This window comes from Bacteroidota bacterium (assembly GCA_034723125.1).
Lineage (GTDB): Bacteria > Bacteroidota > Bacteroidia > CAILMK01 > JAAYUY01 > JAYEOP01.
This window is the reverse complement of the sequence record JAYEOP010000117.1, coordinates 1-16,682: the sequence shown is the minus strand read 5'-3', so window position 1 is coordinate 16,682 and position 16,682 is coordinate 1. Positions and strand designations below refer to the sequence as shown.

Genomic DNA, 16,682 nt, shown 5'->3' with positions numbered 1-16,682 from the left:
TCAAGAATCCTGTTACTTTTACAAAAGTAACAGGATTTTTTTTGTTACTTTCAATTAAGTTGGTAAGTGTTGTAAAAAACACAGATACAATCTTTTAAACATAAAAACCATAATTTAACCATTTAGTAAGTTGTTGTATCTTTTATTTTAGAAAATTATTTCAAGAAATTAGAAAAAATGATAAATAAATAATTTATTTAAAAAATTCTTGTAGGTAAAATAAAAAAACATATATTTGCAGGTAATGGATAAATAATATCCATTGACATATTGCATAAAATTGTACAAAAAAATACTAATATTATGATGAAAAATTTTACACTCTTTGTTTCTACTCTTGTAGTATTTACACTACTACTGGTTTCAAATTCGGCAAATGCACAATTATCAGGTTCATATACAATTGATCCTAATGGTAGTGGGTCGAATAATTACACAACTTTTGCTGCTGCTGTATCTGCTTTAAATTCTAGTGGGGTTAGCAGTGCGGTAACATTTTCAATTGCTCCGGGTACTTATACCGAAAGAGTTTATCTAACTTCTGTTTCAGGAGCAAGTGCTACCAATACTATCACATTTGATGGCTCTGATAAATCTTTGGTAACGCTTCAGTATAGCGGAGGTTATTCAAATCGTGCTACAGTAGTTTTTTATGGTGCCGATTATTTCCAATTAAAAAATATTGATATTAAAGCTATTAATGCAAGCTATGGTGTTGGTATTCACATGCGTAACCATGCTGATTACAACTTAATTGAAAATTGTAATATTAATGTTGGATTAAGTAGTAGTTCTTATAAAATCCCTGTTCAAATTACTGGTAGTGAAACATCATATTCATCTTATGGATATAATGCTTATTATAATGAATTTAAAAATAATTATATTTACGGTGGTTATATTGGTATTGCTATGACCGGAGCTAATACTAGTAGTAGAATAATTGGAAATAAATTTATTGGGAATGAAATAACAGGACAATATTATTATGGTTTCCGTCAATATTACTGTCAAGGAACAACTATTCAATACAACTTTATACATGGTTTTACAAGCTCATCTGCTTATGCTATTTATAGATATTATAGTGTTGGTGGAATATTTGACGCAAATATAATTTATCCAGGGCGATATGCTTTTTATATGGGCTATGAAAATCGTTATAGTAATACAACTAATACTTATATTACCAATAACATGATATCGAATTTTCAAGATGCAAGTTATAACAGGGCGATTTATATGTACTATTATAATTACCGTGTTAATATTTTACATAATAATATTTGGGTAAAGGGTACAACAAGCACTTATTCTAATGCAGCTATTTACGGATATCGTTATAGCTATTATCTTGTTATAAAAAATAATATTATTCAAAGTACAGGTACTGCATTGCTTGTTGCATTTTATTATCCAAGATCTGTTACAATGGATTACAATGATTATTACAAAACAGGTTCTTATTATTGGTTTTATAGTAATTATAACGGATATTACACCGGTTTAAATAGCTGGAAAGCTTCACCAAAATCATACATAAACTGGCCTCACGATCAAAACTCAGTAAGTACTGATCCGGGCTTTACTTCATATTCCGATTTACATGTTATTCCTATTGGTTCACCTATTACAGTTCCTGCTTTAACAGGTGTTACTAACTTAGATCATGATGTTGACGGAGACACAAGAGCTACTTCGGGTAGTGTAATGATAGGTGCCGATCAAGTTCCTCCTTATGATGTTGATGTTGTTGCTTTAACTCCATCTGTTGCAAAACTTGGAAATAATACTGTTACAATGACAGTTATGAATAAAGGATTAAATGCAATTAGTTCATCAACTACTTTAAATTTTGAATATTCAGTTAATGGCGGAACTCCTGTTCAGGAATCAATGACACTTTCATCTAATTTTAATCCGGGCACTACAATAACTCATACTTTTAGTACTCAATGGAATATTACTGTTGATCAAACATATAATTTATGTTGTGAAATAGATCCACAGATAAGTCAAGATCCCGATACGGAAGATAAAATGTGTCAAAGCGTAGGTATTGGACTTGATGGTATTTATACAATTGATCCTTCAGGAAACGGAGATTTTATTGATTTTGCTACTGCAATTTCTGCTCTTAACACTCGTGGTGTTGCAGGTGCTGTCACATTTAATGTTGCTTCAGGTACTTATAATGAAAAAGTTGAAATTCCTGAAATAACAGGTGTGAATTCTAATTACACAATTCAATTTATTGGTGCTGGTAAAAATGCAACGAAAATTATATTTACAGGTAATAGCAGTGGTAATAGAGCAACATTAGTTCTCAATGGTGCTGATTATATTACATTTAAAGATATGTCTATTATTAGTGATGGTTCTACTTATGCTACTTGTGTAGTATTTACAAATCATGCCGATTATAATACAATAAAAGGCTGTCGCTTACTGATTGATAATACTTATACAGGTAGTTGGTCGCTTGTTGTTAATGCTACAAGTAGCGAATCTTCAACAGGTGGTGCAGGAGATAATGGTTTTTATAACTTAATTGAGGATAATGAAATACTCGGTGGATACTATGGTATTTATTGGAGGGGAAGTTCTTATAATACTGTTTATGGCAATACCTTTAAAGGTAATACTTTTTTGAATCAATATTATTATGGTATTTATACATATTATTGTGCAGGTACTAATATGGAATTTAATACATTAAGTTCCTTTAGGTCAAATTCTTCTTACGGTATTCGCTCATATTATGGAGGTTCTGATACAATTATTAGCAATACAATAAGCCCCGGTAGATATGGAATTTACATGTATAGAAACAATTATTATAACAGCAGTTTTCATTCTGTTGTTGCAAATAATATGATAAGTAATTTTCAGGATCCAACCTATCAAACAGGAATATATAGTTACTATACATACAATACTAATTATCTGAACAATACTATTTGGGTTGATGGCTCATATCATTATTATAACTATGCAGGTATTTATATATATTATTATGCAAATAATACTAAAGTTGAAAATAATATTCTTATAAGTACAGGAAATACAATAATGATATCTTTATATAGACCTTACAATATTTCTTCTGTTGACTATAATATGTATTTCCATCCGGGTTCTACAACTTCATTATTTTATAATTATAATAGTTATTATTATAATTTAAATAGTTTTAAAAGCAATACATCTTATGTAGGAACACATGATCAACATTCTTGGGATCAAGAAGACCCTGAAATTGTTTCACAATCAAATCTTCACCTTATTGAAGGTTCTTATGGAAAAGTAGGTAATTTTTATGCATATCCTGATGTAGATGTTGATGACGATATGAGATGTCAACTTCAATCTTATGTTGGAGCGGATGAGCCTGCACACCTTGCTCAATCACTTGATTTTATTGCTCAGGATACAATGTGTTTTATTACTCCTGTAACATTTTATAACACAGGTATTGAAGAAGAACCGCATGTTTCTGCATGGTATCTTAATGGTGTTTTTCAAACTAATGATTTTAATTTTACTCATTCATTTACAACTCTAGGATATGATACTGTTTCATTACTTATGCAAACATGTTTTCAAACAGATACAATTACAAAGGCTATTTATATTGATTCCCCAACGGTAGCACCTTTAAGTGAATTTATGTCAGATAAAAACGTAGTGGAAGTAGGTGAAGTAATTGAACTAATTGACCTTACTGATAACTGTCCTACTTCTTGGACATGGGAGGTTTCTCCTTATACCAAATTAGACCCAAATACAAATACTATTGAAAAATCATTCTACTACACAAATTCTACAGATTCATTTGATCAAATCCCTCAGATTGTGTTTAATTATCCGGGATCATATACAGTATCTCTTACTTCAAAAAATGGTTCTGGAACAAGTCCAAAAGAAACAAAAATAGATTACATAAATGTAAAATTCAGTGATGTAATGTGTGGACAATATCTTGAAAGTTCACGCCCTTATGGTAACCTTTATGATGATGGAGGTTCTGGAAATCATGGAACTTACAAAAATTGTACATATCTTATTAAGCCTTGTAGTGATGATGTAAAAATTACATTCCAAGAATTTAGTCTTGGTACAAATGCATTTTTAAGATTGTATGACGGTGCAAGTAACAGAGGTACTCCATTATGGGATGTTACGGATTATGGTGTAAATGGTATTACAGGTATGATGAATGATGCTCGTTTTGATACAATTTTATTAGCATTAGAAAGTGGAATGGTATATATTGAATTTGAAAGCGTAGGTAGTGTTGCCAGTGGATTTAAACTTGAATGGGCAAGTGTTGGTCAAAAAACTTATGTGCCACCTCAAGCAGGATTTGAAACTGAAGATACTTCATGTATTGTTTACCCTGTATTTTATGAAAATACTTCAATAGCAAATTTCCAGTTTACTAAATTTAGTTGGGATTATGATGGAAATGGAGTGATTGATGACCATACTATTGATGGAGTATTTAATACTTCATTCCCCGGTATTACTGCAAATTACAGATCAAAGCTACTAGCTGAAAATTGTGGCGGAATAGATACTATGCAAAAATTGATTGTGCTTATAAATCCACAAACAAATCCCCAAAATGCTGAATTTACTGCTGATGTTACAAAACCTGTTGTTAATCAGGATGCTGTTACATTTTCTACTGAGGCAAACAGACTTTCTTGTGTAGATGAATGGGAGTGGACAATTACACCTAATAAATACTATTTTGCAAATACTACAACTGCGAATAGTGAAAACCCACAGATTGTTTTTACCGATACTTGTTATTATGATGTTTCAGTTAAAGTGTCAAACACTAACTCAGCAAAATATTCTACAACAGTTACTAAAATAAAATACATTAAACCAAAAATTTACTGTACTCCATTAGTAATGAATAACCATCTTGATGTTGGTATTAGCCATGTAAAAATGGGGGATATTGATAATTATAGTTCAATTGGTATTGAAGGATATACAAATTATACTAATAATTATTCAACAACAATTATTCTAAATCAGGCTTTTGAAATAACAATGGAAAGAAATACAACCTTCAATGCTATGGATAGAGCTGTTTGGATTGACTATAATAATGATGGAGATTTTACCGATCAAGGTGAACTAGTAGCATCAGAAATTGGAAAACGTACATCTTTATGGAAAGGAACATTTACTGTACCTGTAAATGCTGAGTTAGGTGGTAACACAATGAGAGTTGCTGCTTTATATTCAGGATTTGCTTTAGATCCTTGTGGACCAATTATCTTTGGTGAATATGAAGATTACAGAATATTTATTTCTGATGATAATGTACCGCCTGTACTTACTATCATAGGACAGGATACAGTTTATTCTGAAGTTGGATATGATTATACAGATGCAGGTGCTACTGCTATTGACAATCTAATGGGTAACGTTGATTCTCTAATTGTTACTGTTAATAATGTTGATGTTAACACAGTTGGTGGTTATTTTGTAACTTATGATGTTTGTGATAACTTAGGAAACTGTGCACTAACTAAAAAGAGGTTAGTGGTTATTTCTGAAGATAATACACCACCTGTAATTACACTAAGTGATACTTTATTTGCAAATGTTAATAAGCCATTGAACGATACAACATACACAGCTTATGACAAAGCAGATGGTGATATTACCGACCAAGTTGTGGTAACAGGTTATGTTAATACATACGAACTCGGTACTTATAATTTATCTTACTATGTTGAAGATAATCAAGGATTATCAGATTCTAAAAACAGAGTAGTTGTTGTTTCTGATGGAGCTGCTCCTGATATTCAATTGCTTGGAGACAATCCTGTTTATGTAGAAATAATGACTCCTTATAATGAGGCTGGTGTTAATTATTCTGATAATTATTGGCCAACTAATAAGATTACTTATTCAGTTGATGGATTGGTTGATACAACAAGTATAGGAACTTACACAATTTCTTACTCTGTAACTGATGCTTCAGGAAATGGACCAAATACAATTAGTAGAACAGTAATAGTTTGGGACAGTACAGCTCCTGTAATTACACTCAAAGGATACAGTGAAATTGTTACTGAAGTTAATGAACCATTTGTTGATCCTGGTGTTAATATTAATGATAATTCACATTCAGGATTTGAAGTTTTCACTTCAGGTACTTATTACAAATATTTTGAAGGACAAACATCACCTGATTCAATTGGATTATTCTCAATTTTCTACTATGTAAAAGATGCAGCTGGAAATACAAGCTCAATGATTGCAAGAGTTGTGAACGTAGTTGACATCAAATGTGCTGAACTTACATTGATAGGAGACGATTATACTTCTGTTGAAAGATGGACAGCATACACTGACAAAGGTTATAATGTAGTTGATAATTATTATCCTGAGTCAGAACTAATTATTGATACATTTAGTAATGTTGATGTTAATTTTGAAGGACTTTACAAAGTTATTTATACAGCAACTGATCCTTCAAATAACGATTGTGCCTCAATTGTACGTCTTGTAAAAGTTGTACATACAAACATTGGTGTTGAGGAAGCTTCTAATACAAAAGTTGAAGTTTATCCAAACCCAACAAAATCTAAGTTTGTAATTGATGTTACACTTTCAACTAAAGAAGAAGTAGTTATTAACGTTGTTGATATGCTAGGAAAAGAGATAACTGTAGTAAACAGAGGACTTTTAACTTCAGAAAAATTTGAAGTTGATATGAGTAATGAAGCAGCCGGTGTTTACATGGTTAAAGTTCAAACTTCAAGTAAAACAATACTTAAGAGAATTGTTCTTAGCAAATAGTTAAGATAATTAATAATACAAAAATCCTGTCGTTTTAAACGGCAGGATTTTTTTTTGTCTTTTTTTAAAACAGAATTTTACAACTTGTTTTTAAATTTCTACAAATTCAATTAGGGAATAGCTGAAATTCCATTTAAATTTGCTTTAAAATTTATTTTTGCTATGCACGAGATAGAACCATTTTTTATGTGGCGTTATTATTATGTTTCTGAGGAAGATGAAAATTCGCCTTTCTATCAACGTGAATATAGTGAATTTGGATTTAAAAATACAGTTTATAATTATTGTATCCACCCACAGTGGGACGAATTCGGGTCTTCTACTTTGTATCTGAAAATTATTTATGCGGATTACAATAAAAATTATGCAATTATTGAATTGATAGGTGAATGGAATGATTGCATCACAAATGATATAATGTACCTTAAAAGTAATGTAACTGATGTTTTAGCTGAAAAAGGGATAAATAAATTTATCTTAATCGGAGAAAATGTTATGAATTTACATTGCGATATGGATGATTATTATGCTGAGTGGTTTGATGAAATTGATGACGGATGGATAGTTGGAATTAATTTTAGAGATCACGTTGTTAATGAATTTATCACTAATAATATTGATTACTACATTATGTTTGAAGAAAGATTTGATAAAGCTAATTGGCGGTCATTAAAACCAGATGATTTATTTGAATGGATTGAAGAATTAATTACAAAGAAAATTAGTACAACGACTTAAAAGATTATTAAAAAATGAGTTATAAATCAATAAATCCTGTAAATGGGAAAATATTTAAAGAGTATAAAACAATTAGTAACAGCGAACTAAATGAAAAGCTTGAACTAGGGAATAAACAGTTTAAAAAATGGTCTGCATTAGAGCTAAAAGATAGAATTTTGTATGTGAAGAAAATTGCCAAACATCTAAAGAATGATTTGGAAGTGCATGCAAAGAATATTACCCTTGAAATGGGCAAACCAATAACACAGGCAAGAGCAGAAATAGAGAAAAGCATTTTATTGTGCAATTACTATTGCGAAAATGCAGAGCAATTGTTGAGTAAAGAAGTTTATAAAAGTAATGCAAAAGAAAGCTATGTCGTTTATGAACCAATGGGAATTATTTATGCAGTTATGCCATGGAATTTTCCTTATTGGCAAGTTTTTAGATTTTTAATTCCAAATTTGATTTTAGGAAATGCAGCAGTTTTAAAGCATGCATCAAATGTTCCGGGATCTGCTCAGAAAATTGAAGAAGTTGTTTTAAAAGCAGGAGTACCTAAAGGCGTTTTTCAAAATTTATTTATTAATTACAAACAATCTGAAAAAGTAATTGAAAGTGATTATGTTTGGGGAGTAACGCTCACAGGTAGTGAATATGCTGGTTCGATGGTTGCACAAGCCGCAGGCAAAAATATTAAAAAAAGTATTTTAGAACTAGGTGGTAATGATTCATTTATTTTGCTTCATGATGCTGATGTTGATACTGCTGTTGAAGTAGGTGTTTCTTCACGAATGAACAATAGCGGTCAAAGTTGCATTGCGGCAAAAAGATTTATTGTTCACAAAAATATTTTTGATGAATTTGTAAAAAAATATCTAAGTAAAATTGAAAAGTTATCTATTGGAAACCCAATGGAAAGTAGTACGGATATAGGTCCTATTGCAACTAAGACTTTAATTGCTGAACTTGAGGAGCAAGTTAACAAATCAGTTAAGCAGGGAGCAAAAATTGTAGTCGGAGGAGAAAGATTAGAAAAAGCTAGTAATTTTTACAAAGCTACTCTGATAACTGACATTAAAGAGGGAATGCCATTGTTTAGTGAAGAAACATTTGGTCCTGTAACTCCTGTTTTTAAAGTAGAGAATGATGAAGAAGCGATTTTGCTTGCAAATAATACCGAACTTGGATTGGGTGCTTCATTATGGACAAAGGATATTGAAAAAGCAAAAATGTTAGCGAGAAAAATTATGGTGGGAACAGTAGCTATTAATGGAATGGTAAAATCTGACCCTCGACTCCCATTTGGAGGAACGAAAAAATCAGGATTTGGGAGAGAGCTCTCAGATGTAGGATTAAAAGAATTTTCAAATATGAAAACAATTAACATTTTTTAAATAATAGAAATGATTTTGAATAAAGTCTATCTATCACTTGGAACTAATCTTGGGAATCGTTTTTCTAATCTCGAAAAAGCTATACCATTAATTAATGAACAAATAGGAAAGATTTTATTGACTTCAAGGATATATAAAACCGACCCTTGGGGTAAAACAGACCAACCGGAGTTTTTAAATCAAGCACTATTTGTTGAAACAAAATTATCCCCTCAAGAATTGTTAAAAAGACTTAATGAAATAGAAAATAAAGCAGGAAGAGTGAGATATGAAAAATGGGGTGAGAGAATTTTAGATATTGATATTCTGTTTTTTAATGAACAAATAATTAATACGGAAAACCTAATAATTCCTCATACTAATATTCAGAATCGAAAATTTGTTTTACTTCCCTTATCCGAAATATCAAATGGATTTGTTCATCCTTTGTTAAAAAAAGAAATTTCTGAATTACTGGAGGAATGTACTGATAATTTAAGTGTAAATATTGTTGATAAAAAACTTATTAAGAACTAGATGTACAGTTATGTAGCGATTAGCGGAACAATAGGAGCAGGTAAAACCGAGCTTTCAAAAATAATTGCAGAAAAGTTTGAAGGGAAATTAATACTTGAGGAGTTTGCTAAGAATTCTTTTCTTGAAAAATTTTATAAAAATCCTGACCGTTATGCTTTTCCTCTGGAAATAAGTTTTTTATTTGAAAGATTTCAGCAACAGAAAATAGAATTATCAAAAGGAGACCTCTTTAACAAAATATTCGTTTCGGATTATATTTTTGTAAAGTCCCTTTTGTTTGCAAGAAATAATTTGGATTCAGAGCAATACAAAGCATTTTACAATTTGTACAAAGCTTTTGAAGAGCAATTGCTAAAGCCGGATTTAATTATTTATTTGCATAGACCTGTAGAAGTGTTGAAGGAAAATATTATAATAAGGGGAAGAAGTTTTGAGCAAAATATCTCGTTGGAATATTTGGATGATATACAAAAGCTTTATCTCCAGTATTTTAAAACATTGTTAAACAGTAAAGTTGTAATACTTGAGTTGAAGAATAAAGATTTTATTAAGGATGAAAAAATATTGACAAAAATCATTGACTTAATGCATCAAAATTTTAAATTTGGCATGAACATAATTGAAGTTTAAAACGCATAGTACCCATATATTTGTGAAAGTGAAAATAAAGAAATACTACCTAAGAGCTTCCTACATTATTTTATTAATGATATTTTCATTTATAGCTTTTTCGCAAGAAAGTGCGAATATTTATGGGAGAATTACCGACAAAAGTAATGCTGACCCATTAATTGGAGCTAACGTATTTATTAAAGGAACCTCAAAAGGTGCTGCAACAGATATTAATGGAAAGTATAGAATAACAGGGGTTAAGGCTGGAGTTTACAGTATTGATATAACATATATTGGCTATAAAAGAACTGTGCTTACAGGAATAAAATTAACAAAAGGAGAAGAAAAAAAACTTGATGTAGCATTGCCTCCAACATCCTTAACAATTGATGAAGAAGTTGTTATCATTGGCAAGAAACCACTAGTGGATTTAGAACAATCAAGAACCGAATCAAGAATATCTTCTGAAAAAATTGAAGCAGCTCCTGTAAGAGATATTTCAGGCTTGTTAAATTCTCAAGCAGGAGTTATTAATTCCTCATCAGGTTTAAGAATACGCGGAGGAAGAACCTACGAAACAGGCTTTTATATAGATGGTGTTTCAGCAAAAGATCCATTAGCAGGTACAGGTATGGGACTTGCAATTGGTTCAAATTCAATAAAAGAGCTTGATGTAAGCACAGGTGGAATTGATGTTGAGTATGGAAATAGCACTTCAGGAACAGTAAATACAAAAACAAAAACAGGCGGAAAAAAAACATTAGCATCTGTTTCTTACAAGAGAGATAATTTCGCTTTTAATAAAGATTATCAATCTTGCTTTAATCAACAAGTATTTGAGTTTAATCTTGGAGGTCCTGGTAAAAAGCTGGAAAACTTTCTTCCTGGAGCAGAACCAAGATTCCGTTATTATACTTCTTTAAGGTTTAATTTAAGTGATGAATTTACAAAAAATCCTGCCGACCAAATAAATTCTTCAATTGTAAACAGTAGTTTTTGGACACCATATCAGGATAACAGATGGTCTGGATTTTTAAAATTTAATTATGACCTAGACCCAAAAAAAAGAATTACTTTTTCATATTTAAAATCAATGAATATCAATCAGGATGTAAATATGCTGAGAGTAACAGGAAATGATGTTTCATATTTACCGGGTTATCAATTTTCATTTCATCTCGACCCTGATAATGCTTCCACATTTACACATGAATCAAATTTGCAAACCTTAAGGTGGAATCATACACCGGGAAATCGTTTTTCATATCAGGCAACTATCTCAAGACTTTTTGTGCATTTAAGAGGTGATGCAAATGGTCGGCAATGGCGACCTGATGTTGTTAATACCGAGTTTCAGCCTTTATCAATCAGAGAGTTTCCATCTGAGTATTTTAATCCTGAAGATGATGTTGTATTTACACTATCTTCACCAGGATTGTACAATAACAATGGAATAGCAACACTTTGGCATGATCACATTGTTGAAGAATATACTTTAAAAATTTCAGGATATTTATATTCAAAAGATTCCAAAAACAAGCTTACTTTTGGTGCTGAAGCAAAGCATCAATTTTTACAATGGATTGATATTAAAAAACCATGGATAGGAGCACCAATTCAACTTGCAGATGGAACATATTCTCAATCTTTCAGATTAGGAGAAATAAGTGATATTTGGAAAGTAAAACCAATTACAGGAGCTTTATATTTCTCTGATAAATATAAATTTCTCGGACTTGTTGCTTTGGTTGGTGGTCGTTTTCAGTATTGGTCACCAGGGAAATTTGTTGATGAAGCTGTTGACAATTCTGATGCACCTATTCGTGATGAGATTAGAGAAGCTTACAAAGAAAATACAACTAAGATTGGAAATAGAAGGTATAAACTAAGATTTTTACCAAAAGTATCTGCATCATTTCCTGTAAAGGAAAATCAGGTTTTATATTTTAATTACGGACATTCCACGGTTTTGCCACACCCTTCATATCTTTACACAGGTTTAGATCCTCAATTTACTGACCGTTCAACTCTTTCATTCATAGGAAATCCAAACCTTGATCCTGAAGTTGATATCTCCTACGAAATTGGTTTGCGTTCTCAAATAACATCAGATGATGCTCTAAATTTTTCTGCTTTCTGGAAAGATAAATACGATTTTATTACCTCTGCATCCATACAGGTTAAAGATGTTACAGGAAGAGAAGTAACGAGAACAATGAGAATAAATTCGGATTATGCACGAATTCGTGGGTTAGAACTTTCCTATATAAAAAGAGTAAAAAAATGGTTTCGTGGGCAGCTTTCTTTTGGATATATGACAGCAACAGGGCAAAGTTCATCCGCTTCCGAAACATTAAAAGAAATTATTAATTCAGGTAATCGAGAGGATACGAAAGAGTATCCATTACCTTGGGACAGACCTCTGGATATTAAATTTAATACCTTATTTATCGTAAATAATGCATCAGGTCTTTTTAATCAAAGCTGGTTAAACCATCTAAAATTTTATGTTGAAGGTATTTATCGCTCGGGGAAACGTTATACTCCCTACATTTTAACAGGCTACGAAACTTATTCAGGCAGACCTATTTTTGAATACAATAGCGACCCGAATGCACGATATTCCGAAACAGGCAAAAATTGGTTTTGGTTGGATATGAATGTTGAAAAATGGTGGAGTCTTAAGCATGTAAATATTGCTTGGACTTTAGAAATAACAAATATTTTAAATAATAAAAATGCTGCAATAGTAAATCCTGTAACAGGTATGGGCTATGAATACGGAGATAATGTGCCTACTGAATGGCGTAATCCTGTTTACAATGACCCACGTGACCCAAGGTCGGATAATATCCCGCCTGATAATCCTGCAAGATACCTTGCTCAAAGGCATATCATGACAGGCATTAGTATAAAATTTAAATAAAAAAAATTAAATATTAAAAAAATAAAAGAAAATCATACCTTTGCAAACTTGTCATTTTAGACAAAATTAAACAAATTATTCGTTTTTGAAGTTAAATAGTATGTTATTAAAAAAGATTAAAAAGTTAAAGAACTTGCATAAAGGAATATTGAATAAAATTCCAATGTTTTTCATTGTTGCAATACTTCTTTCATCCTGTATTCCTCAGAAGAAAATTCTTTATTTACAAGATAAAGAAGAAGCTACTGTAAAAAATGAATTTACAACAGCTGTACAGCAACATAAAATAAAACCGGGTGATGATTTGTACATTCGTGTATTAAGTCTTGATGAAGAAACTGCTAAGGTTTTTAATGCCATGGGAGGTGATAATCAAAATAGAATGAATATTCAATACGGAGGTGCTTATTTAATGAGTTTCTCTGTTAGTGATTCAGGTTATATTGATTTTCCGTATATTGGAGAAATAGCAGTTGAGGGACTTACAATTGATGAAGCAAAAATACTCCTTCAAGAAGAACTTTCTGAGTATTTGAAATATATTACTGTTGTAATAAAATTAGTTAATTTTAAGGTTTCTGTTCTTGGAGAAGTAAATGGTCCTGGTCATTATGATATTTTTAATGACAGGGTTACAATTTTTGAAGTTATTGGAATGGCTGGCGATTTATCAGATTATGGAAATCGGGAAAATGTAGCTTTAATACGACAAACAGAAACAGGTTCCGAGATACACTACCTTGATCTTACAGATAAAGAATTGCTTCAATCCGAATACTTTTATTTAATGCCTAATGATGTTATTTATGTTTCACCAATGGCATCCAAACCCTTTGGATTAGCGAATTTTAAATTAGCTGAGTTCGTTTCAATTTTATCATCAATCGTTTCATTAATTTTACTTATAAATTATACAAAATAATTAATTTTAACTGTGGAAAATTTACAAGAGTTTCAAGATAAAGAAGAAAGTATAGATATAAAAATCCTTTTTTTTAAAATATTACGTTTTTGGTATATTTTTGTTATTGCAGGATTTTTATCAATTGTAGTTGCATATTTCATAAATAAATATACTAAAGCAAATTATTCGGTAAGTACTATGCTACTTATAACTGATGATTCGTGGAATAACAGAAATGCAAGGGATAATTTTATGCCCGGATTTGAATTGTTTGCAGGATATAAAAATTTTGAAAATGAATTTGCAATTTTGCAATCAAAAACATTAAGAAATGAAGCTTTTAGAAGATTAGATGTTGATGTAACTTATTTCGAGGAGAATAATTTTGTTTCAAATGAATTATATAAATCAACACCTTTTATTGTTGAATATGATTCTTTTCATCCGCAACTAATAGATGTTAAATTTTATATTAAATTTCTCTCTCAAGGAAAAATACAAATTAAAGCTGATGGGGAAGAAGTACAAGTATATAATTTTAGTAAAGACAAAGTTAAAAATATTTTACCTGAATTTTCTTTTTCAGATGAATTTCAATTAAACAAAATAATACTGAATAAAGGTAATTATAAGTTTAAAGTAAAATTAAAAGATAATATTGATATTAAAAATATTTTAGATGAAGAATATTCATTTATATTTAATAATGTAAACACTTTAATTGCTCCCGGAATTGAAATTGAATCTGAAAGAGAGGGTGCTTCTGTTGTAAAAATAACTACTGACGGTAATAATGTTGAAAAGACAAAAGATTTTCTAAATGAACTAACTAATGTATATATTGAGAGAGAATTGGCACTTAAATATGCAACTTCTGTAAATACAATTGATTTTATTAATTCTCAATTGAAGAGTATTACTGATTCACTTGAGGATGCAGAAGTACAATTGCAAAGATTTAGAAAAAATAATAACATTCTAAATCTTGAGTTTCAGAGTCAAGCAATGCTTGAGAATATTCAGGACATTGAAAAAGAGAAAACTCAGATATTAATAAAACAGAAATATTATAGTTATTTAAAGGATTACATTAATGAAAATAAGGCTATTGAAAAACTTGTAGTACCTGCAACCTTAGGAATTGAGGATGATTTACTGGCTCAATTAGTTGGAAAATTAATTGAACTTCATTCAGACAGAGAAGAGGCACTATATACTTCAAAGAAAAAAAGCCCGGTTGTAGATGAATTGGATTTGAAGATTGGAAGTATTAAAAATGCAATTTTAGAAAATATTGAAAATATATTGAATACAACACAAATTGCTATTGATGATATTAATAATCGTATTGCTAGGTTTACAGGAAGTTTAAAGGAATTGCCTAAAACACAACAGGATATGTTGAAACTCCAGAGGAAATATGAGTTAAATGAAAGTTTTTATACCTTCCTTCTTCAAAAGCAATCTGAAGCACAAATTGCAAAAGCTGCTGTTGTTCCTGAAAACGAGGTGATTGACCCACCCGAGATGGTTTCACAAAATGCACCAAAACCCAAAATGACTTACATGATTGCATTGATTCTTGGGCTAATTATACCAGGGGCATTTATTTATATGAAGGATTTTCTTAATGATAAAGTTATTGAAAGGTCTGATGTTGAGAAGGCAACAAATATTTCTATTATTGGTCATATCATTCATAATAACAAGCAAACAAATATTGTAATTAAAGATGCTCCGAAATCTGCTATTGCTGAATCTTTTCGTTCTGTACGAACAAATTTACAATACTATGGTGAAGGTAAGGAAACACAAACAATCTTGGTTACATCTTCTTTAGTTGGTGAAGGTAAAACATTTACAGCAATGAATCTTGCTTCAATATTTGCATTAAATGGAAAGAAAACTGTAATTATTGGATTTGACCTTAGAAAACCAAGGATTTACCAGGATTTTGGTCTTGTTAATATTAGTGGTGTAAGTACTTTTCTTGCATCAAAATGTGATGTTGAAGATATTATCCAACATACTTCTGTTGAAAATATGGATATGATATCTGCAGGTCCGGTTCCTCCAAACCCATCTGAACTAATAGCACTCGATAAAACAGACGAGTTTTTTGAAAAACTTAGAGAAATCTATGATTATATTGTAATTGATACTCCTCCTGTTGGTCTTGTTACAGACGCAGTACTTCTTATGAAATATGCAGATGCAAAAGTTTATATTGTACGCCAGAATCACACTCATAAAAAAGCATTTGCTTCAATAATTAAAGATATTGAAAAGAAGAATCTAAAAGGATTAAGTGTTTTAATCAATGATGTAAAAGTTGATGAAAGATATTATGGCTATAGTTATGGTTACGGATATGGCTACGGCTATGGTTATGGCTACGGTTATGGCTATGGTTACGGACATGGCTATGGATATTATGAGGATGATGAAGATGAGATTCCAAAAAAATCATTCTTAAGGCGAATATTTAGTTAAGGATTGCTGTATCCTGCATCTTGTATCCTGCATCTTGCATCCTGTATCCTGTATCCTGTATCCTGTATCCTGTATCCTGCATCTTGCATCCTGTATCTTGCATCCTGTATCTTGCATCCTGCATCTTGCATCCTGTATCTTGCATCCTGCATCCTGCATCCTGCAATAAACTCTTTTCTTGAAATAAATTCTCATATTCTCTCTTTCTATATTAATTTTGAAAATTATTTAATGAAATAAAAATAGAGTATAATGAAGGAAATCCGAATGGTTGATCTTAAAG

General features: G+C 30.8%; 9 protein-coding genes. 8 read left to right on the top strand and 1 reads right to left on the bottom strand.

What is annotated here, in order from left to right:
* The first annotated feature begins 303 nt into the window (after nucleotides 1-303).
* The 8 genes from U9R42_03655 to U9R42_03620 all read left to right on the top strand — a co-directional run bounded on the left by U9R42_03655 (nucleotide 304) and on the right by U9R42_03620 (nucleotide 16,399).
* Entirely contained in the window at nucleotides 304-6,831 is a 6,528-nt protein-coding gene (locus U9R42_03655; protein MEA3495112.1) for a DUF5011 domain-containing protein, read from the top strand.
* A 162-nt stretch (nucleotides 6,832-6,993) separates the two neighbouring features.
* Nucleotides 6,994-7,569: a hypothetical protein gene (locus U9R42_03650; protein MEA3495111.1), complete on the top strand. Its 576-nt coding sequence runs from the start codon at nucleotides 6,994-6,996 to the stop codon at nucleotides 7,567-7,569.
* 14 nt (nucleotides 7,570-7,583) lie between these two features.
* On the top strand, nucleotides 7,584-8,948 hold the full coding sequence (locus tag U9R42_03645; protein MEA3495110.1) for an NAD-dependent succinate-semialdehyde dehydrogenase: 1,365 nt from the start codon (nucleotides 7,584-7,586) through the stop codon (nucleotides 8,946-8,948).
* A gap of 9 nt (nucleotides 8,949-8,957) precedes the next feature.
* Nucleotides 8,958-9,464: a 2-amino-4-hydroxy-6-hydroxymethyldihydropteridine diphosphokinase gene (folK, locus tag U9R42_03640; protein MEA3495109.1), complete on the top strand. Its 507-nt coding sequence runs from the start codon at nucleotides 8,958-8,960 to the stop codon at nucleotides 9,462-9,464.
* Nucleotides 9,465-10,094: a deoxynucleoside kinase gene (locus U9R42_03635; protein ID MEA3495108.1), complete on the top strand. Its 630-nt coding sequence runs from the start codon at nucleotides 9,465-9,467 to the stop codon at nucleotides 10,092-10,094. It begins immediately after the preceding gene.
* 28 nt (nucleotides 10,095-10,122) lie between these two features.
* The gene (locus tag U9R42_03630; GenBank protein ID MEA3495107.1) at nucleotides 10,123-13,002 is read left to right on the top strand and encodes a TonB-dependent receptor; all 2,880 of its coding nucleotides are present in this window, start codon (nucleotides 10,123-10,125) and stop codon (nucleotides 13,000-13,002) included.
* Nucleotides 13,003-13,102: 100 nt separating this feature from the next.
* Entirely contained in the window at nucleotides 13,103-13,924 is an 822-nt protein-coding gene (locus U9R42_03625) for a polysaccharide biosynthesis/export family protein (protein ID MEA3495106.1), read from the top strand.
* 12 nt (nucleotides 13,925-13,936) lie between these two features.
* Nucleotides 13,937-16,399, top strand: a complete 2,463-nt coding sequence (locus U9R42_03620; protein ID MEA3495105.1) for a polysaccharide biosynthesis tyrosine autokinase — start codon at nucleotides 13,937-13,939, stop codon at nucleotides 16,397-16,399.
* On the opposite strand, the gene U9R42_03615 is transcribed toward U9R42_03620, so the two are convergent.
* On the bottom strand, nucleotides 16,379-16,594 hold the full coding sequence (locus U9R42_03615) for a hypothetical protein (protein ID MEA3495104.1): 216 nt from the start codon (nucleotides 16,592-16,594) through the stop codon (nucleotides 16,379-16,381). The genes U9R42_03620 and U9R42_03615 overlap by 21 nt on opposite strands.
* Between the last annotated feature and the right edge of the window lie 88 nt (nucleotides 16,595-16,682).